The 17,917-nt window shown below is 69.5% G+C and carries 17 protein-coding genes and 1 other RNA gene; 8 read left to right on the top strand and 10 right to left on the bottom strand.

Features of this window, described 5'->3' with window-relative positions; all coding sequences use genetic code 11:
* The 5 genes from AC2H6A_RS10170 to aroA form a co-directional block, all read right to left on the bottom strand.
* Positions 1-265, bottom strand: a 265-nt coding sequence (locus AC2H6A_RS10170) for a LapA family protein (RefSeq protein WP_484273166.1), incomplete at its 3' end; no start/stop codon positions are given.
* A 22-nt stretch (positions 266-287) separates the two neighbouring features.
* Positions 288-596 (bottom strand): integration host factor subunit beta, encoded by a 309-nt coding sequence (locus tag AC2H6A_RS10165; RefSeq protein ID WP_484273168.1) that lies wholly within the window; start codon positions 594-596, stop codon positions 288-290.
* 167 nt (positions 597-763) lie between these two features.
* On the bottom strand, positions 764-2,479 hold the full coding sequence (rpsA, locus tag AC2H6A_RS10160) for a 30S ribosomal protein S1 (protein WP_484273164.1): 1,716 nt from the start codon (positions 2,477-2,479) through the stop codon (positions 764-766).
* A 223-nt stretch (positions 2,480-2,702) separates the two neighbouring features.
* Positions 2,703-3,386, bottom strand: a complete 684-nt coding sequence (gene cmk, locus AC2H6A_RS10155) for a (d)CMP kinase (protein ID WP_484273162.1) — start codon at positions 3,384-3,386, stop codon at positions 2,703-2,705.
* Complete coding sequence (gene aroA / locus AC2H6A_RS10150; RefSeq protein ID WP_484273160.1) at positions 3,383-4,711, bottom strand: 3-phosphoshikimate 1-carboxyvinyltransferase; 1,329 nt, start codon at positions 4,709-4,711, stop codon at positions 3,383-3,385. Before aroA ends, cmk begins: the two co-directional genes overlap by 4 nt.
* Before the next feature lie 258 nt (positions 4,712-4,969).
* Here aroA and AC2H6A_RS10145 point away from each other — a divergent pair, with 258 nt between their 5' ends.
* Positions 4,970-5,320: a hypothetical protein gene (locus AC2H6A_RS10145; protein WP_484273158.1), complete on the top strand. Its 351-nt coding sequence runs from the start codon at positions 4,970-4,972 to the stop codon at positions 5,318-5,320.
* Positions 5,321-5,347: 27 nt separating this feature from the next.
* On the opposite strand, the gene AC2H6A_RS10140 is transcribed toward AC2H6A_RS10145, so the two are convergent.
* The 4 genes from AC2H6A_RS10140 to gyrA are packed head-to-tail and all read right to left on the bottom strand — an operon-like array spanning position 5,348 to position 11,113.
* Entirely contained in the window at positions 5,348-6,220 is an 873-nt protein-coding gene (locus tag AC2H6A_RS10140; RefSeq protein ID WP_484273156.1) for a prephenate dehydrogenase, read from the bottom strand.
* 8 nt (positions 6,221-6,228) lie between these two features.
* Positions 6,229-7,320 carry a histidinol-phosphate transaminase gene (hisC, locus tag AC2H6A_RS10135; RefSeq protein WP_484273154.1) on the bottom strand — a complete coding sequence of 364 codons (1,092 nt, stop codon included), beginning with the start codon at positions 7,318-7,320 and terminating at the stop codon, positions 6,229-6,231.
* Positions 7,317-8,417, bottom strand: coding sequence for a prephenate dehydratase (gene pheA, locus AC2H6A_RS10130; RefSeq protein WP_484273152.1), 1,101 nt, complete (start codon positions 8,415-8,417; stop codon positions 7,317-7,319). The genes hisC and pheA overlap by 4 nt, the downstream gene beginning before the upstream one ends.
* Positions 8,418-8,464: 47 nt before the next feature.
* Positions 8,465-11,113, bottom strand: a complete 2,649-nt coding sequence (gene gyrA / locus AC2H6A_RS10125; protein WP_484273151.1) for a DNA gyrase subunit A — start codon at positions 11,111-11,113, stop codon at positions 8,465-8,467.
* Positions 11,114-11,265: 152 nt separating this feature from the next.
* Between gyrA and AC2H6A_RS10120 the strand changes: the two genes are divergently transcribed.
* The 6 genes from AC2H6A_RS10120 to AC2H6A_RS10095 all read left to right on the top strand — a co-directional run bounded on the left by AC2H6A_RS10120 (position 11,266) and on the right by AC2H6A_RS10095 (position 16,495).
* Positions 11,266-12,612 carry a TRZ/ATZ family hydrolase gene (locus AC2H6A_RS10120; protein WP_484273150.1) on the top strand — a complete coding sequence of 449 codons (1,347 nt, stop codon included), beginning with the start codon at positions 11,266-11,268 and terminating at the stop codon, positions 12,610-12,612.
* A 46-nt stretch (positions 12,613-12,658) separates the two neighbouring features.
* Positions 12,659-13,369, top strand: coding sequence for an outer membrane protein OmpA (ompA, locus tag AC2H6A_RS10115; RefSeq protein WP_484273148.1), 711 nt, complete (start codon positions 12,659-12,661; stop codon positions 13,367-13,369).
* 91 nt (positions 13,370-13,460) lie between these two features.
* Positions 13,461-14,201, top strand: coding sequence for a bifunctional 2-polyprenyl-6-hydroxyphenol methylase/3-demethylubiquinol 3-O-methyltransferase UbiG (ubiG, locus tag AC2H6A_RS10110; RefSeq protein ID WP_484273146.1), 741 nt, complete (start codon positions 13,461-13,463; stop codon positions 14,199-14,201).
* Positions 14,202-14,205: 4 nt separating this feature from the next.
* Positions 14,206-14,904: an HAD family hydrolase gene (locus AC2H6A_RS10105; RefSeq protein ID WP_484273144.1), complete on the top strand. Its 699-nt coding sequence runs from the start codon at positions 14,206-14,208 to the stop codon at positions 14,902-14,904.
* 49 nt (positions 14,905-14,953) lie between these two features.
* Positions 14,954-16,039 carry a tripartite tricarboxylate transporter substrate binding protein gene (locus AC2H6A_RS10100; protein ID WP_484273142.1) on the top strand — a complete coding sequence of 362 codons (1,086 nt, stop codon included), beginning with the start codon at positions 14,954-14,956 and terminating at the stop codon, positions 16,037-16,039.
* A 129-nt stretch (positions 16,040-16,168) separates the two neighbouring features.
* The gene (locus AC2H6A_RS10095) at positions 16,169-16,495 is read left to right on the top strand and encodes an NIPSNAP family protein (RefSeq protein WP_484273140.1); all 327 of its coding nucleotides are present in this window, start codon (positions 16,169-16,171) and stop codon (positions 16,493-16,495) included.
* Between the two features lie 43 nt (positions 16,496-16,538).
* On the opposite strand, the gene AC2H6A_RS10090 is transcribed toward AC2H6A_RS10095, so the two are convergent.
* On the bottom strand, positions 16,539-17,024 hold the full coding sequence (locus AC2H6A_RS10090; protein ID WP_484273138.1) for a cupin domain-containing protein: 486 nt from the start codon (positions 17,022-17,024) through the stop codon (positions 16,539-16,541).
* A 197-nt stretch (positions 17,025-17,221) separates the two neighbouring features.
* On the opposite strand from AC2H6A_RS10090, the gene ssrA reads away from it, so the two are divergent.
* Positions 17,222-17,597: a transfer-messenger RNA gene (ssrA, locus tag AC2H6A_RS10085) on the top strand.
* Positions 17,598-17,917: the final 320 nt, after the last annotated feature.

Raw genomic sequence — 17,917 nt, 5'->3', positions numbered from 1 at the left:
GCTGCGCGGCCTTGGCCGACAGTTCGGCGTCGCGCCGCATGCGCGCGATCGTCCGGCGCTGTCGGATCACGGCGGGCATCGTCGCGATCACGCCGATCAGCGCGCCCGCGGCGAAGAAGAGGAAGAGGAAGAGCACCATCGGCGCCCGCCACTCGAACTCCGGGATGCCGAAGAAGCGCAGCGTCGCCGTCTCGGTGTTCGACAGCGCGAAGCCCATCATCACGAGGAAGAGCCCCAGCCGGAACAGCCAGCTCAGCGCGCGCATCGGAGCGGCTCCGGGCGCCGACTCAGCGCGCCGCGTCGTCGTCGGCGCGCGCGCGGACGTCGACCCGCTCGCGCCGCTCCTTGCCGGGCTTGAAGTGCGGCACCCGCTTCTCCGGCACGTGCACGCGCTCGCCGGACTTCGGGTTGCGGCCGATGCGCGGCGGACGATGCGACAGCGCGAAGCTGCCGAAGCCGCGGATCTCGATCCGGTGCCCGTCGGCCAGCGTCTTGGCCATGGCATCGAGGATGGTCTTCACCGCGAACTCGGCGTCCTTCGCCACGAGCTGCGGATACCGCTCGGCGAGCCGGGTGATGAGCTCCGACTTGGTCATCGTCCCGGGGGACTGCTGATCGTCGATGTCCATCGTCATGGTCGTCGCTCGGTCCAGAAAAACGCCGCCTGTCGGCGGATGCACGTCCGGGGCCCGACGAGGGCCGGGGCAGGCACGCCCCGGCCCGTCCGGCGGGCAGCGGGCAGTGCCCGCGCCCCCCGCCCCGCTTACTTGTCGTCGCGGTCCGTGGACAGCTTGGCGCGCAGCAGCGCGCCGAGGTTCGTCGTGCCGGTGGCGGCGCCCGACTCGGCCTGCATGCGCTGCAGGGCCTCGGCGGTCTCGACGGAGTCCTTGGCCTTGATCGACAGGGCGATCGAACGGTTCTTGCGGTCGACGTTGATGACCATGGCCTCGACCGAATCGCCTTCCTTCAGCAGGTTGCGGGCGTCCTCGACCCGGTCACGCGACAGCTCGGAGGCCCGCAGATAGCCCTCGATGTCGTTGCCCAGATCGATGACCGCGCCGCGCGGCTCGACGCTCTTGACCAGACCGCGCACCACGCTGCCCTTCTCGTGGGTGCCGGCGTAGTTGTTGAACGGATCGCCCTCGAGCTGCTTGATGCCCAGCGAGATGCGCTCGCGCTCGGTGTCGATGGCCAGCACCATCGCCTCGACCTCGTCGCCCTTCTTGAACTCGCGCACCGCCTCCTCGCCCGACTTGTTCCAGGAGAGGTCGGACAGGTGGACCAGGCCGTCGATGCCGCCGGGCAGGCCGATGAACACGCCGAAGTCGGTGATCGACTTGATGGTGCCGCGGACCTTGTCGTTCTTGCGATGGTTGTCGGAGAACTCTTCCCAGGGGTTGGGCTTGCACTGCTTCATGCCCAGCGAGATGCGACGACGGTCCTCGTCGATCTCGAGCACCATGACCTCGACCTCGTCGTTGAGCGAGACCACCTTGCCGGGGTTGACGTTCTTGTTGGTCCAGTCCATCTCGGACACGTGCACCAGACCCTCGATGCCGGGCTCGATCTCGACGAACGAACCGTAGTCGGTGATGTTGGTGACCTTGCCGAACATGCGGGTGCCCTGGGGATAGCGCCGGCCGATGCCGATCCAGGGGTCGTCGCCGAGCTGCTTGACGCCCAGCGAGACGCGGTTCTTCTCCTGGTCGAACTTGAGCACCTTGGCGGTGACTTCCTGGCCGACCGCCAGAACCTCGGAGGGGTGACGCACACGACGCCAGGCCATGTCGGTGATGTGCAGCAGGCCGTCGATGCCGCCGAGGTCGATGAACGCGCCGTAGTCGGTGATGTTCTTGACCACGCCCTTGACGATGGCGCCCTCGTGCAGGGTCTCGAGCAGCTTGGCGCGCTCCTCGCCCTGGGTGAGTTCGATGACAGCACGGCGCGACACCACCACGTTGTTGCGCTTGCGATCGAGCTTGATGACGCGGAACTCGAGGGTCTTGCCCTCGAAGGGGGTGGTGTCCTTGACCGGCCGGGTGTCGATCAGCGAGCCCGGCAGGAAGGCACGGATGCCGTTGGTCATGACGGTGAGGCCGCCCTTGACCTTGCCGGTGATGGTGCCGGTGACCAGCTCGGCGCTGTCGAGCGCCTTCTCGAGGTTGATCCAGGCCGCGAGGCGCTTGGCGCGGTCGCGCGACAGGCGGGTCTCGCCGTAGCCGTTCTCCAGCGAATCGATGGCGACGCTGACGAAGTCGCCCTCGGCGACATCGAGCTCGCCGCGATCGTTGTGGAATTCGGAGATGTCGATGTAGCTCTCGGACTTCAGTCCGGCGTTCACGACCACGAAGTTGTGGTCGATGCGCACGACCTCGGCCATGATGACTTCACCGGCCCGCATCTCCTTCAGGGAGAGCGACTCTTCAAAGAGCTGGGCGAAGCTTTCGGTGGCGGGGGCGGCAGTGGTTGCAGTGGTCAATTTGGTTTCCGGATCGATCGCGCCGCAACTCGGGTCGGCAGGGCCTTGCAAGGCACCTGCACGGGATACCGGCCAGCGGCGGTGTTGACACAAGCCCGCACCAGGCCAGCCGACAGACGCACCCCCGGGGGAGCCGGAAGCGCCAGCCTGTGACGGAATGACCAGGGCACGGACACCCTTGGCGGACGGCCTGCAGCCAGCCGGAGTCACCCGGCCGGCGGTGTCAGCCGCCCTGGCGGCGCCAGGCCTGCAACACGCGCTCGACCGTCTGGGAGATGTCGAGCTGTGTGGAGTCGATGGCAACCGCCCCTTCGGCAGCCTGCAGGGGCGACAGCGCCCGCGATGTGTCGCGCGCGTCCCGCTCCAGCAGATCCTGCAAAAGACCCGGGAGGCTAGCAGAAATTCCCTTTTCGATCAACTGCTTATAACGACGCTCGGCGCGCGAGGCAGCGCTGGCCGTGAGGAAGATCTTCAGCGGGGCGTCAGGGAACACCACCGGGCCCAGGTCGCGGCCGTCGGCCACCAGCCCGGGCGGGCGGCGCGCCGCCCGCTGCATGGCGAGCAGGCCCTGACGCACCGGCCCCAGTGCGGCGATGCGCGAGGCCGCGGCGCCCACCGCCTCCTGGCGGATCTCGTCGCCCACCAGCCGGCCTGCGAGCGTCAGGCCGTGATCGGTGTAGGCCAGCGGCAGCGTGTCGGCCAGCCGGCCCAGCGCCGGCCCGTCATCGAGCGCGATGTTCTGGTCGATCGCCCGCCAGGCGAGCAGGCGGTAGAGGGCGCCAGAGTCGAGCATGTGCCAGCCCAGGGCACGGGCTACCTGCAGGGCCACCGTGCCCTTGCCCGACGCGGTGGGGCCGTCGATCGCGATCACCGGCGCGGGCGCCACGGCGGCCGCGCCCGCGCTCACGCCGCGCTCCGCTCGGCGATGCCCAGGCCGGCCTCGGCGGCCAGCCGGGTGAATCCGGGAAACGAGGTGGCGACATTGGCGGTGTCGCGGATGCGCACCGGGCGCGAGGCGCGCAGCGCGGCGATGGCCATGGCCATGGCGATCCGGTGGTCGCCGAGCGACTCGACCACACCGCCCGCAAACGGCGAGGCCTCGCCACCGCGCCCCTCGATCACCATGCCGTCTTCGGTCGGCTGCACCGGCATGCCGACCGCGGCCAGGGCATCGGCCATGGCCGCGATGCGGTCGGACTCCTTCACCCGCAGTTCATGGGCACCGGTGACCACCGTGCGGCCCTGCGCGCAGGCCGCGGCGACGAACAGCACCGGGAACTCATCGATGGCCAGCGGCACGAGCTCCGGCGGCACGGTGATGCCGCGCAACGCGGCGCTGCGCACCCGCAGGTCGGCCACCGGCTCACCGCCCACGGTGCGCGGATCGAGCACGGTGATGTCGGCGCCCATCAGCCTCAGGATGTCGATCACGCCGGTGCGCGTGGGGTTCATGCCGACGTGTGCCAGCGTGAGGTCGGAGCCCTCGGCGATGGAGGCACCCACCAGGAAGAAGGCCGCCGAAGAGATGTCGGCGGGCACATCGAGCGTGGCAGCACGCAGGGGCTGGCCGCCGCGGAGCCAGGCGCGCGGGCCCTCGCGATGCACCTCCACCCCGAAGCCGGCCAGCATGCGCTCGGTGTGGTCGCGGGTGGGTGCCGGCTCGGTCACCGCGGTGATGCCCTCGGCATACAGTCCGGCCAGCAGCACCGCCGATTTCACCTGGGCGCTGGCCACGGTCATGTCGAACTCGATGCCGCGCAGCCCGCCCGAGGGCAGGATGCGCACCGGCGGAGTGCCCCCGGCCGTGGTCTCGATGCGCGCGCCCATCCGGGCAAGCGGTTCGGACACCCGACGCATGGGCCGGCGCGACAGGCTCTCGTCGCCCACCAGCACGGTCTCGAAGCGCTGGCCGCAGAGCAGGCCCATCAGCAGCCGCATGGCGGTGCCGGCATTGCCGCAATCGAGCGGACCCGCGGGCGGACGCAGACCCTGCAGGCCCACGCCGTGCACGCTGACCCGGCCCTGGTCGGGACCCTCGATGCGCACGCCCATGGCCCGGAAGACGTTACGGGTGGACAGGGCATCGGCCCCCTCGAGAAAGCCGCTCACCTGCGTGGTGCCCTCGGCCAGCGCACCGAGCATGATCGAGCGGTGCGAGATCGACTTGTCGCCGGGAACCCGCAGACGGCCGGTGAGCCGGCCGCCGCCAGCGACCTCGAAATCCGATGCCATGAAAAAGTTCCTGTGAAGGCGGTGCCGGCCGGCGCACCATCCGTAAGACCAGACCAAGAAGAAGCGCGCGACGGACTGCTTGCGCGCAGCACCCCGATTCTACCGGGCAGGGAGGCCCGGGCCGAGATGCAGCCAGACCCCGATCAGGATCCGGTCGTCCGAGCGTTGCTCGAGCGGATATCGGCGCAGGCGGCGCAATCCCTGCGACAGGCGCGCAGGGCCGCCCCCCGCGGCGAACATCCGCACGAATCGGTGCCGGTGAGTCTGCCCCAGCCGGTTGATGACGCCATGCCGATGGGCAACCCGGGCCGGCGTGCGAGCGACCAGAGCATCCGCTCGCGTCTGCCGGCCATCCTGAGCGATCACGCGGTCGGATTGCTGCAGGCCCTGCCGCACGAGATGCGACTGCCGGAGCTGCGCCGCGCGTTTCCGCGCATCCTGAACCACATTGCGGCGCTCTGGGACGATCCTCGCGCCCTGCATCGCTACTTCGACACGCTGCTGATCGACACCCGCGGCAGCCGCCAGGGCTTCTCATTCGGGGTGGTGGCCGAGCTGAGCGAACTGCGCGCCTACCACCTGCGGATCATCGGCGGCGGCAGATCCTGATCGGGCTTGCAGCCTGAGGCCGCTCGCCTAGCCGAGCGCGCGACGCCAGGCGCTCGCCGCGTCGAAACGCGCGATCAGCGCGTCACGATTCCCGTCCCTGAGATCAGCCAGCAGCGCCTCGAGTTCGGTCTGGAAGGCTGCGGCACTGCGCAGCACCGGCTCGCGGTTGTCGAGCAGGATGTCGGCCCACAGCGCCGGCGACGAGGCGCCGATGCGGGTGGTGTCACGCAGGCCGGCGCCCGCCATGCGCAACGCATCATCCGGACACTCGCCCCGCGCGATCGCCGCGCACAGCGCGAACACCAGGGCATGCGGCCAGTGCGAGACCTCGGCGAACACCCGGTCATGGCGCGCGGGATCGAGTTCGACCACGCGCGCGCCTATGGCGCGCCAGAATCCGCTGATCGAGGCCACCGCCGCCGCACTGTTGCCGGCATGCGGACACACCACCGCCACCGCGCGCTGGAACAGGTCGGCGCGCGCCGCCGCGGGGCCATGCCGCTCGGAACCGGCGATCGGGTGCGCCGGCACGAATCGCGAAAAGGCCGGGCCGAGCGCCTCGCGTGCCGCGGCCACGGTGGAGGTCTTGGTGCTGGCGCAATCGGTGATCAGCGCCGCGGTATCGAGGTGCGGCGCCAGCGCCTGGAACAGGCCCGGCAGCGCCGGCACCGGGGCGGCCAGCACCACCAGGTCGGCGCCGCGCACCGCCTCGGCCACGCTGGCGCATGCGCTGTCGATCAGGCCCAGGGCAAGCGCCTGGGCGGCATCGTCGCCCGTGGCATGACCGGCGACATGGTCCGCGCAGCCCGAGGCCCGGGCCGCCGCCGCTACCGAGCCACCGATCAGGCCCACCCCGAGCAGGGCTACCCGCCGGAAGGCGGGCTCGCGCGCCGCAGCCATGGCGGCGCTCAGGCCAGCGCGCCGCGCAGCGCGGTGAGGAAGGCCTCGTTCTCGGCGGGCAGACCCACCGACACCCGCAGCCACTCGGGCAGACCATAGCCGGCCACCGGGCGCACGATCACGCCGGCGCGCAGCAGCCGCTCGTAGACGCCCGCGGCATCGCCCACCTTGACCAGCACGAAGTTGCCGTAGGACGGCACATGGCTGAGACCCATCTCGGTGAACGCAGACTGAAGCCGATCGAGCCCCTGGCGGTTGATCTCGTAGCTGCGCTGCAGGAACGCCTCGTCGGAGAGCGCGGCCACCGCCGCGGCCTGCGCGAGCGAGTTCACATTGAAGGGCTGACGCACCCGGTTGAGCAGATCGGTGAGTTCGGGCTGGGCGATGCCGAAGCCCACGCGCAGGCCGGCCAGACCATAGGCCTTGGAGAAGGTTCGCGAGATCAGCAGGTTGGGATGGCGACGCACCCAGGCGGCGGAGTCGAAGCGGTCTTCGGGCCGCAGGTACTCGTTGTAGGCCTCGTCGAGCACCACCACCACCGAGGCCGGCACCCGAGCCAGGAAAGCCTCGATGTCGGCCGCCGGCACGAAGGTGCCGGTGGGATTGTTCGGGTTGGCGATGAACACCAGGCGGGTGTCGGGCGCCACCGCCGCGGCCATCGCGGGCAGGTCGTGGCCGAGATTGCGTGCCGGCACGACGATCGCGCGGGCGCCCACCTCCTGGGTGGCCAGGGCGTAGACCGCGAAGGAGTGCTGGGCGTAAACGATCGATTCGCCGGCCTGCACCAGCGCGTGGGCGGCCAGTTCCAGGATGTCGTTGGAACCGTTGCCCAGGGTGATCCAGTCGGCCGGCACGCCATAGCGCGCCGACAGCGCCGCCTTGAGCTCGAAGCCGTTGGCGTCGGGGTAGCGGCCGAGATCGGCCACCGCCGCCATCATGGCCTGACGCGCCGACTCGGGCATGCCCAGCGGGTTCTCGTTGGAGGCGAGCTTGACGATGCCGGCTTCCGACAGACCGTACTCGCGCGCGAGCTCGGAGATCGGCTTGCCGGCCTGGTAGGGGGCGATGCGGCGGACGTGGTCGGGGGCGTGCAGCGTCATGAGGAGGCCCTGGGATAGGAACCGGCGAGCTTGAAGAAGGCGGCGTTGCGGCGCAGTTCGGCCAGCGCCGGCGCCACCTGCGCATCCTGCTCGTGGCCGATGAGATCGAGGTAGAAGAAGTATTCCCAGTTGCCCTGGCGGGCGGGGCGCGACTCGAAGCGCTTCATCGAGACCCCGTGCCGGGCCAACGGCTCGATGAGCGCATGCACTGCCCCGGCCCGATCGGGCACCGACAGGATCAGCGTGGTCTGGTCGGCGCCACTGGGCGAGCACTCATGCCGGCCGATCACCAGGAAGCGGGTGCGGTTGTGCGGGTCATCCTGGATGCCGCGGGCCACCGGCGTGAGTCCGTAGCGGGCGCCGGCCGACTCCGCGGCGATGGCTGCCGTGCCCTGCTCGGCACCGGCCAGCCGCGCGCCCTCGGCGTTGGACGAGACCGGCACGCGGGTCAGCCCCGGGGCGTGCCGATCGAGCCAGCCCTGGCACTGCGCCAGCGCCTGCGGGTGGGCGCAGACCCGGGTGATGTCCTGCAGCGTGCCCGAAACGGTGAGCAGGCTGTGGTGGATGGGCAGCGTGACCTCGCCGCAGATGCGCAGCGGCGTGTGCAGCAACAGGTCGAGCGAGCGGTTGACCGCCCCCTCGGAGGAGTTCTCGACCGGCACGATGCCGAAATCGGTGCCCTGGGCCTCGGTCACGCGGAACACCTCGTCGATGCTCGGACAGGCCACCGGCTCGACGCCGTGGCCGAACTGGCGCACCAGCGCCTGCTCGCTGTAGGTGCCAGCCGGCCCCAGGAAGGCCACCCGCATGCGGCGCTCGAGCTCGCGGCACGCCGACATCACCTCGCGCTGGATGGCCTCGATGGCATCGCCGCCGAGCGGGCCCGGGTTGCGCTCGCGCAGCCGCGCCACCACCTGGGCCTCTCGCTCGGGCCGGTAGACCGGCGCATCGGTGAGCTTCTTGACCTCGCCCACCGCCATGGCCAGGCGGGCACGGCGGTTGAGCAGTTCGAGCAGTTGCGCATCGACCTCGTCGATGCGCACGCGCAGCTCGGCAAGCTGGCGGTCGGGGGGCAGATCGGAGGGCGCGTCAGACATGGCCTGGATGGTAGCAATCGACGGCCGGCGCTGACCGGCCGCCGGGGTCAATCGGCCGGGGAATCGGCCCCGGGCGCAGCGCCGGCCGCGGGCGGCGCAGCCTCGCCGACGTCGGCCGGATCTTCGTCGCCATCGCCCTCGACCACGCGCTGCACCCCGGACAGCCGGGTGCCCTCGTCGATGGCGATGAGGGTGACGCCCTGGGTGGCACGGCCCATCTCGCGGATCTCGGCCACCCGGGTGCGCACCAGCACGCCACCGGAGGTGATGAGGATGATCTCGTCGCGCGGCTCGACCAGCACCGCCGCCACCACCGCGCCGTTGCGCTCGGTGGTCTGGATGGCGATCATCCCCTTGGTGCCACGCAGGTGGCGGGTGAAGTCGCCGATCGGGGTGCGCTTGCCGAAGCCGTTCTCGGTGGCGGTGAGCACCGACTGGGTCTGGCTGCCGGCCACGAGCATGGAGATCACCCGCTGGCTCTCATCGAGCTGCATGCCGCGCACGCCACGGGCGGCGCGGCCCATCGGCCGGACATCGTTCTCGTCGAAGCGCACCGCCTTGCCGGCATCGGAGAAGAGCATCACGTCGTGGCGGCCGTCGGTGAGCGCCGCGCCAATGAGGAAATCGCCCTCGTCGAGGTCGACCGCGATGATGCCGCGCTTCATCGGCCGCGAGAAATCGGCCAGCGCGGTCTTCTTGACCGTGCCCAGGCTGGTGGCCATGAACACATAGCGCTCGTCATCGAAGCTGCGCACCGGCAGCACCACGGTGATCTTCTCGCCGTCGGCGAGCGGGAACAGGTTGACGATCGGCCGGCCACGCGACTGACGTGCTCCCTGGGGCACCTCCCAGACCTTCAGCCAGTAGACCCGGCCGCGATCGGAGAAGCACAGGATGTGGGCGTGGGTGTTGGCGATGAAGAGCTGGTCGATCCAGTCCTCTTCCTTGGTGGACGCCGCCTGGCGACCGCGCCCGCCGCGCTTCTGCGCGCGGTATTCCGACACCGGCTGGCTCTTGATGTAGCCGCCGTGCGAAAGCGTGACCACCATGTCCTGGGGCGCGATCAGGTCCTCGGTCTCGAGGTCGGTGGCGTTGTGCTCGATGACCGAGCGGCGGGCGTCGCCGAATTCGGCGCGGATCGAGCCCAGCTCCTGCTCGATGATCTGACTCACCCGCTCGGGCCGCGCGAGGATGTCGAGCAGATCGGTGATGGTGTCGATCACCTCGCGATACTCCTGCACGATCTTGTCCTGCTCCAGCCCGGTCAGGCGCTGCAGGCGCATCTGCAGGATCTCCTGGGCCTGGGTCTCCGAGAGACGGTACTGCGCATCGGCGGGGTTCTCGCCGTCAGGCTGCGGCAGCAGACCCACGCCGGGCTCGAGTCCGTCGGGGCGATAGGCGGTGGGGTCGGAGCCGGCGCGGGCCAGCATCTCGCGGGCCACCCCGGCGCGCCAGGTACGCTGCATCAGCCGCTCGCGGGCGATCGGCGGGGTCGGCGAGGCCTTGATCAGCTCGATCATCTCGTCGACATTGGCGATCGCCACCGCGAGGCCCTCCAGCACATGGCCGCGTTCGCGGGCACGGCGCAGCTCGAACACCGTGCGGCGGGTGATCACCTCGCGCCGGTGCAGCAGGAAGTACTCGAGCATCTGCTTCAGGTTGAGCAGACGCGGCTGGCCATCGACCAGCGCCACCATGTTGATGCCGAAGGTGTCCTGCAGCTGGGTGTTCTTGTAGAGGTTGTTCAGGACGATCTCGGGAATCTCGCCCCGCTTGAGCTCGATCACCACCCGCATGCCCGACTTGTCCGATTCGTCGCGGATGTCGCTGATGCCCTCGAGCTTCTTCTCGTTGACCAGCTCGGCGATGCGCTCGAGCAGCAGCCGCTTGTTCACCTGGTAGGGCAGCTCGTCGACGATGATCGCCTGGCGACCGGCGCGATCGGTGTCCTCGAAGTGCGTGCGGGCGCGCATCACCACGCGCCCGCGGCCGGTGCGGTAGCCCTCGCGCACGCCCGACACGCCGTGGATGATGCCGGCCGTGGGGAAGTCGGGCGCGGGCACCAGCTCGATCAGCTCATCGATGTCGGCCTGCGGGCGGCGCAGCAGCAGCAGGCAGGCGTCGATCACCTCGCTCAGGTTGTGCGGCGGGATGTTGGTGGCCATGCCCACCGCGATGCCGGCCGAGCCGTTGATCAGCAGGTTGGGCAGGCGCGCCGGCAGGACAGTGGGCTCGTTCTCCTTGCCGTCGTAGTTGGGCGTGAAATCGACGGTCTCCTTGTCGATGTCAGCCAGCATCTCGGCGGCGATCCGGTCCAGGCGGCACTCGGTGTAGCGCATGGCCGCGGCGTTGTCGCCGTCGACCGACCCGAAGTTGCCCTGGCCGTCGACCAGCGGGTAGCGCAACGAGAAGTCCTGCGCCATGCGCACCAGCGTGTCGTAGATGGCGCTGTCGCCGTGCGGGTGGAACTTGCCCATCACCTCGCCGACCACGCGGGCGCACTTGACGTACGACCGGTTCCACACGTTGTTCGACTCGTGCATGGCGAACAGCACCCGCCGGTGCACCGGCTTGAGGCCGTCGCGCACATCGGGCAGCGCCCGCCCCACGATCACGCTCATGGCGTAGTCGAGGTAGGAGCGGCGCATCTCCTCTTCGAGGCTGATCGGGAGGGTTTCCTTGGCGAAGGTGTCCATGCTCGGCGGGTGCAAGGCAGGCCGCAGCGCGCGCCAGGACGGCGCGAACCGCGCGACAGGCCGGTGGGAGAATTGCGGTAAAGCCTTGAATTGTAACCTATTAGGGCCCGGAACCCCGCCGAACGCCGGACAGCTGTGCTTTACTCCCACCCATGGAACTGATCATCCCGAGGTGGGTTGCGCCCGTGGTGCCTGAAGGCGCGGTCCTGAGCGGCTACGCCGTGGCGCTCGAACGCGACCGGATCGTTGGCCTGGCGCCGGCGGCGCAGGCGCGCCAGACCTGGCCCCAGGCCACGGTCACCGAGCTGCCCGGCCACCTGCTGGTGCCCGGCTTCGTCAACCTGCACACCCACGCGCCGATGAGCCTGCTGCGCGGCGCGGGCGATGACATGCCGCTGCAGGCCTGGCTGCGCGAGCGCATCTGGCCGCTCGAGGCGAAGCTGCTCGGGCCCGAGTTCGTCGCCGACGGCACGGTGCTGGCCTGCGCCGAGATGCTGATGGGCGGCATCACCTGCTTCAACGACATGTACTTCCACCCCGAGGAAGTCGCCACCGCGGCGGCCGACATGGGCATGCGCGCCGCGGTGGGCATCATCGTGGTCGAATTTCCGTCTTCCTATGGCAGCGGCCCGGCGGACTACATCCGCAAGGGGCTCGAGATGCGCGACCGCCTGCGCGACGAATCCCGGCTGTGCTTCACGCTCTCGCCGCACGCCCCCTACACGGTGTCCGATGACAGCCTGCGCCGGGTGGCGAGCCTGGCCGCCGAGCTCGGGCTGCCCATCCAGTGTCACGTGCACGAGACCGCCAGCGAGATCACCGACAGCCTCGCCGAGCATCGGCGCCGGCCGCTGCAGCGGCTGGCCGACCTGGGCCTGCTCGGGCCGGAGTTCATCGCGATCCACGCGGTGCACCTCGACGAGACCGACATCAACCTGCTCGCGCGGCACGGGGCCAGCGTCGCGCACTGCCCGCACAGCAATCTCAAGCTCGCCAGCGGCATCGCGCCCACCACCCGGCTGATCGCCGCCGGCGTGAACATCGGCGTGGGCACCGACGGCGCGGCCAGCAACAACCGGCTCGACCTGCTATCCGAAGCGCGGACCGCCTCCCTGCTCGCCAAGGGCAGCAGCGGCGACGCCACCGCCTGGTCGGCCCACCAGACCCTGCACGCCATGACGCTCGGCGGCGCACGCGCGCTCGGTCTGGGTGCGCGAATCGGCAGCATCGAGCCGGGCAAGCAGGCCGATCTCGTTGCGATCGATCTCGCCGATCCGCTCTCGCAACCGGTCTTCGACCCGGTCGCCCATCTGATCCACGCGGCCGGGCGCGAACAGGTGACCGATGTCTGGATCGACGGCCAGGCTGTTGTCCGAGCGCGACAACTCCAGTCTGCGCGTGCTCAACAACGGCTTGCCGAAATGCGAGCCCGGGGACGGCTGTGGCACAATCGCGTGGTCGATACCTTGCCGGCCGGTGTGTGCCACCCTGGCAGCTGATTTCTGCCGCTGGCGCCCTGTCACGGAACCTACCGAGAGGAGAAACATGAACAAACCGGTCCAAATCGCTGCCCTGGTTGCCGCAGCACTCATGGCGTCCACCGCCGCCCACGCGCAGAAGGCCAACCCGCAGAACAGCGGCTATGTGCTGAGCCCCGACGCATCGGTCGTCAAGAACGCCACCGGCCTGTGCTGGCGCACCGGTTATTTCACCCCCGCGAACGCCATCGCCGGCTGCGATGACGACCTGCTGCCCAAGGCTGCGCCGGCTCCCGCCCCCAGCCCGATGGCGCCCCCGCCGGTCGCGGCTCCGGCCCCGGCTCCCCGCCAGGTGACCCCGCCGGCCCCCGCCCCCGCTCCGGCGCCGCGTCCCGCGCCCGCCCCGGCTGCGCCCACCAGCGAGAAAGTCACCTTCGCCGCTGACGCCTTCTTCGACTTCGACAAGTCGGTCCTCAAGCCCGAGGGCAAGGCCAAGCTCGATGACCTCAGCGGCAAGCTGAAGGCCATCACCCTCGAGGTGATCATCGCCGTGGGTCACACCGATGCCGTGGGCACCGATGCCTACAACCAGAAGCTGTCGGTCAAGCGTGCCGAGTCCGTCAAGGCCTACCTGGTGAGCAAGGGCGTCGAAGCCAACCGGGTCTACACCGAAGGCAAGGGCGAGAAGCAGCCCACCGCCGACAACAAGACCACCGAGGGCCGCGCCAAGAATCGTCGCGTGGAAATCGAGGTGGTTGGCACCCGTCCCAAGAAGTAATCGGGTCTGCCTCCTGCAAAAGCCCCGCTTCGGCGGGGCTTTTTCATGGCACCGACCGGCATGACCGGTGGCTCCCGATAGAATCCGGAGCATGACCGAAACCTCTGCACCTCACCCGTCCGCGCTGAACGCCGATCCGGCCGAACTCGCCAAGTTCCAGGCACTGGCCGCGCGCTGGTGGGACCCCGGCTCCGAGTTCCGCCCGCTGCACGAGATCAACCCCCTGCGGCTCGACTGGATCGACCGACTGGCAGGGCTTGCCGGCAGCACCGCAGTCGATGTGGGTTGCGGCGGCGGTATCCTGGCCGAGTCGATGGCGGCACGCGGTGCCCGCGTCACCGGCATCGACCTCGCAGACAAGCCGCTGCGGGTGGCCGAACTGCATGGCCTGGAAAGCGGCGTGCCGGTGAGCTATCGCCGGGTGGCCGCCGAAGACCTCGCCGCCGAACAGCCCGGCGCCTTCGATGTGGTCACCTGCATGGAGATGCTCGAGCATGTGCCCGACCCCGCCTCCACGGTGCGGGCCTGCGCGACGCTGGTACGGCCCGGTGGCTGGGTGTTCACCTCGACGATCAGCCGCAATCCCAAGGCCTTCCTGTTCGCGATCGTTGGCGCCGAATATGTGCTGGGGCTGCTGCCCAAGGGCACCCACGAGTACGGCAAGTTCCTGCGCCCCGCCGAGCTGGCGGGCTTCGCGCGTGCGGCGGGGCTGGAGCTGGTCGAGATGATCGGGCTGACCTACAACCCGATCACTCGACGCTACCGGCTGGTATCCAACGATGTCTCGGTGAACTACCTGGCGGCCTTCCGCAAGCCGCATGCCGCGGGCTGAGGGCGTGTCCGCCGACCACCCGGCCGCGCGCGGCGAAGCGCTGGCGTTCACGCCCACGGCGGTCTTCTTCGACCTCGATGGCACCCTGGCCGACACGGCAGCAGACCTCGCCGCGCCGGTGAACGCGATGCGGCTGGAACGCGGCCTGGCGCCGATGCCGCTTTCGCTGCTGCGGCCTTTCGCCTCGATGGGCGCACGCGGTCTGATCGGCCGAGGCCTTGGCGTCGGCCCGCAGGATGAGGGCTACGAGGCCCTGCGGCTGGATTTCCTCTCCCGCTATGAAGCCGCCATGTGCGTGCACACCTGCCTCTTCGAGGGCATGGCCGATCTGCTCGCCGGGCTGGAGCAACGCGGCATCGCCTGGGGCGTGGTGAGCAACAAGGTCGAACGCTATGTCCGACCGATCCTCGCCGAGCTCGGGCTGCTGCATCGCTGCGTCGGTGCGGTCGGTGGCGATACCACGCCGCATGCCAAGCCTCACCCGGAGCCGCTGCTGCATGTGGCACGGCTGGCCCGTGTGGATCCGACCCTGTGCGTCTATGTGGGCGATGATCACCGGGATGTGCAGGCCGGCAAGGCCGCCGGCATGCGCACCGTGGCGGCAGCCTACGGCTACTGCGGCGACGAGCCGCCGCCGCCAGCCTGGGGTGCCGATCACCTGGTGCAGGCCCCGCGCGAACTGCTCGGCCTGCTGCTGCCCTGACCTGTACCGATGCCTCCGACGGGGGCGCCCGGAAAGACGGAGATCGACCATGCCCTGCCCCACGCCACGCCTGAAGCATCACACCGTCAGCCTGGCCGACTCGACGAACGGTGAATCGGCGCTCGGATCCGTGCAGGCCACCGGCCCGGTCCGCTCCCGGGCGCCGGCTCGGCGCAAATCGCTGCGGCTCGGGCTGGGGCTGGGCCTTGGAGCCGCAGTGGGTGCGGCCTGGCCGCTCGCAGCCTCCGCACAGATCGACACCCTCAAGGTGATGATCGGGGCCAACCCGGGAGGTGGCTTCGATCAGACCGGTCGATCGCTGGCGGCCTCCATGATCGCAGCCGGCACGGCACGCTCGGCGGTGTTCGAGAACCGCGGCGGTGCCGGCGGCACGGTCGGCCTGGCCCAGTTCGTGAACACCGAGCGCGGCAACCCCTCGGCCCTGCTGGTCACCGGCGCGGTCATGGTCGGCGCCATCGAGACCGGCAGGCCGCCGATCACCCTGAAGAACGCCACCCCGATCGCGCGCCTCTTCGCCGACACCCTCGTGCTGGTGGTGCCGGCAGGTTCACCCGTCCAGACCCTCAAGGACCTCACGGACAAGCTCAAGGCCAACCCTGGCTCGGTGTCCTGGGGCGGCGGCTCGCGCGGCTCGGTGGATCACATCCTGTGCGGGCTGATCGCCAAGGAGGCGGGGGTCGAGCCGCAGAAGGTGAACTATGTGGCATTCGCCGGAGGGGGCGAGGCCAAGGCCGCGATCCTTGGCGGCCATGTCACGGTGGGCATCGCGGGGCTCTCGGAGTTCGCGGCCGATGTGGAGGCCGGGCGCATGCGAGCGCTGGGCATCTCCTCGAGCTTCAAGCTGCGCAAGCTGCCCACGCTGATCGAACAGGGCGTGAATGTGGAGATCTACAACTGGCGCGGGGTCTATGGCGCTCCCGGTATCAGCGCCGAACAGCGCAAGGCGCTGATCGACGCCGTGGTCAAGGCCACCGAGCACCCGAGCTGGAAAGAGACCCTGCGGCGCAACGACTGGGGCGCATTCCTGCTCACTGGCGATGAATTCGGCCGCTATGTGGACAGCGAATCGACGCGCCTGGGCGCGATGCTGCGCGAGGTCGGTGTCATCCGCTGAGCGGGAGCGCAGATACCGCTCCCCGGGGCAGCTCGCCGATTCCGGAATCGCACGGCAGGAAGGCGGGGGACCCGCCCGCGCGGGTGCCTATACTGGCCCGCTCAGTCAACGCCCCCCAAGGAGACCTTCGTGATCCATGAACTGCGCATCTACCACTGCGTGCCCGGCCGCCTGCCCGATCTGAACAAGCGCTTCGAAACCATCACCATGAAGCTGTGGGAGAAGCACGGCATCCGGCCGGTGGCCTTCTGGACCACGGTGATCGGCGAGAACAACAATGTGCTCACCTACCTGCTGGCCTGGGAGAGCCTCGCCGAGCGGGAGCAGAAGTGGGCTGCCTTCGCCACCGATCCCAACTGGCTTTCCGCGCGCGCCGAGACCGAGAAGAACGGCCCGCTGATCACCCACTTCAGCAATTCGATCCTGCAGCCCACCGCCTACTCGCCGATGAAGTGATCGGCGAGCGGCCGACGCATGCCCTGGCATGCGTCGGCATGCGTCAGACCCCGCCCTTGGGATGGGTGGGGTCCACCCAGAGCACGGTCTCGGGTTTTTCCACCGGCACGATGTCGAGGTTGACGGCCACGGCCTGGCCGTCGCTGCGGCAGAGCACGCACTCGAGCACCTCGGTAGGGCTGGCGTTGATCTCCTGGTGCGGCACATAGGGCGGCACATAGATGAAGTCGCCCGGGCCGGCCTCGGCCACGAACTGCAGCTGATCGCCCCAGCGCATGCGGGCCTTGCCCTTGACGATGTAGATCACGCTCTCGAGCGGGCCATGATGGTGGGCACCGGTCTTGGCATCGGGGTGGATGTGCACGGTGCCGGCCCAGAGCTTCTGCGCGCCCACGCGCGCGAAATTGATGGCGGCCTTGCGGTCCATGCCTGGGGTCTGCGCGGTGTTGCCATCGAGCTGGTTGCCGGGGATGACCCGTACGCCGTCGTGCTTCCAGTCGGTGGGCGGGTGGGTATGGTCTGCGCTCATGATCGGGGTCCGTGAGTTCGCCGGCAGCCGCCGGCCCTGTGGCAAGCATAGTCCATGTCGCCAGGCGCCCTGCCTGAGCGCGGGCCGACCAGCGGCCACCGCGGTCGGTCTTGAAATCCGGGAGGCCGGCTATACTTTGATGGTGCCGGGGCCTCGTCCGCCGCGGCAGCGCGCAGCACCATCGCGACACGAACACCGGGGCCGACCTGGTTTCGACGTGGGTAGCGAAGCGGCTCAGGGCATGCCGAGGCGCCTTTTCCTCGTAAATCCATTGGCACACTAGTAAACGCCAACGACGAGCGTTTCGCTCTCGCGGCTTAAACCCCGCGAGCGCCGCAACAGTCAGCCGACGGGCTGGGCCTGACCGGGCAACCGGAAAGGCTGCGGTGTAACTTCAGTCGGATAGCGGCCGGGCAGGGTCACTTTGCCCGGTTGCGAAACCCAAGGTGACTGGGTGCGCGGAAGCCTGTCGATCGGCCCGCCGCGCACCGAGACCCAAGTAGACCGACTACGCATGTAGAACTGACCGTAGAGGACTTGCGGACGCGGGTTCGATTCCCGCCGGCTCCACCAGTACCAAGGGCCCAGAGTCATCTCTGGGCCCATTTTTTCGCCTGTTCCCCGACGGACACGCGGGTTTGCCTGTTGACTACGACCCGCCTGACGAGGCCCCGGAAGGCCCGCCAGGAGCCCGTTTCCTCTCTCCGTTCTCTGCCAGCCTGTTGACCAACAACAGGCGAGGTCTAGGATTCATGCGGGTTTCCGGGCGGTGAGTGCAGGTTGGGGACTGGCCTGCAGCCCGGAATCGAATGGTCGATCGGCCACCCGCTATCCAGCCTGCTTTGGAAGCGGCAACGCCCAGCCTACCCTGGAGCAGATGAGGCACCATTGAG

The organism is Quisquiliibacterium sp., assembly GCF_982640115.1.
Note: the sequence above shows the minus strand (reverse complement) of the source record. Positions and strands in the feature narration are given on the sequence as shown.

What these genes read in the sequence shown, in the direction of transcription:
- aroA (WP_484273160.1), bottom strand. Translation starts at nt 4,711, where the DNA reads ATGGCATCGGATTTCGAGGTCGCTGGCGGCGGCCGGCTCACCGGCCGT.
- AC2H6A_RS10165 (WP_484273168.1), bottom strand. Translation starts at nt 596, where the DNA reads ATGACCAAGTCGGAGCTCATCACCCGGCTCGCCGAGCGGTATCCGCAG.
- ompA (WP_484273148.1), top strand. Translation starts at nt 12,659, where the DNA reads ATGAACAAACCGGTCCAAATCGCTGCCCTGGTTGCCGCAGCACTCATG.
- hisC (WP_484273154.1), bottom strand. Translation starts at nt 7,320, where the DNA reads ATGACGCTGCACGCCCCCGACCACGTCCGCCGCATCGCCCCCTACCAG.
- pheA (WP_484273152.1), bottom strand. Translation starts at nt 8,417, where the DNA reads ATGTCTGACGCGCCCTCCGATCTGCCCCCCGACCGCCAGCTTGCCGAG.
- ubiG (WP_484273146.1), top strand. Translation starts at nt 13,461, where the DNA reads ATGACCGAAACCTCTGCACCTCACCCGTCCGCGCTGAACGCCGATCCG.
- AC2H6A_RS10100 (WP_484273142.1), top strand. Translation starts at nt 14,954, where the DNA reads ATGCCCTGCCCCACGCCACGCCTGAAGCATCACACCGTCAGCCTGGCC.
- AC2H6A_RS10090 (WP_484273138.1), bottom strand. Translation starts at nt 17,024, where the DNA reads ATGAGCGCAGACCATACCCACCCGCCCACCGACTGGAAGCACGACGGC.
- AC2H6A_RS10140 (WP_484273156.1), bottom strand. Translation starts at nt 6,220, where the DNA reads ATGGCTGCGGCGCGCGAGCCCGCCTTCCGGCGGGTAGCCCTGCTCGGG.
- AC2H6A_RS10120 (WP_484273150.1), top strand. Translation starts at nt 11,266, where the DNA reads ATGGAACTGATCATCCCGAGGTGGGTTGCGCCCGTGGTGCCTGAAGGC.
- gyrA (WP_484273151.1), bottom strand. Translation starts at nt 11,113, where the DNA reads ATGGACACCTTCGCCAAGGAAACCCTCCCGATCAGCCTCGAAGAGGAG.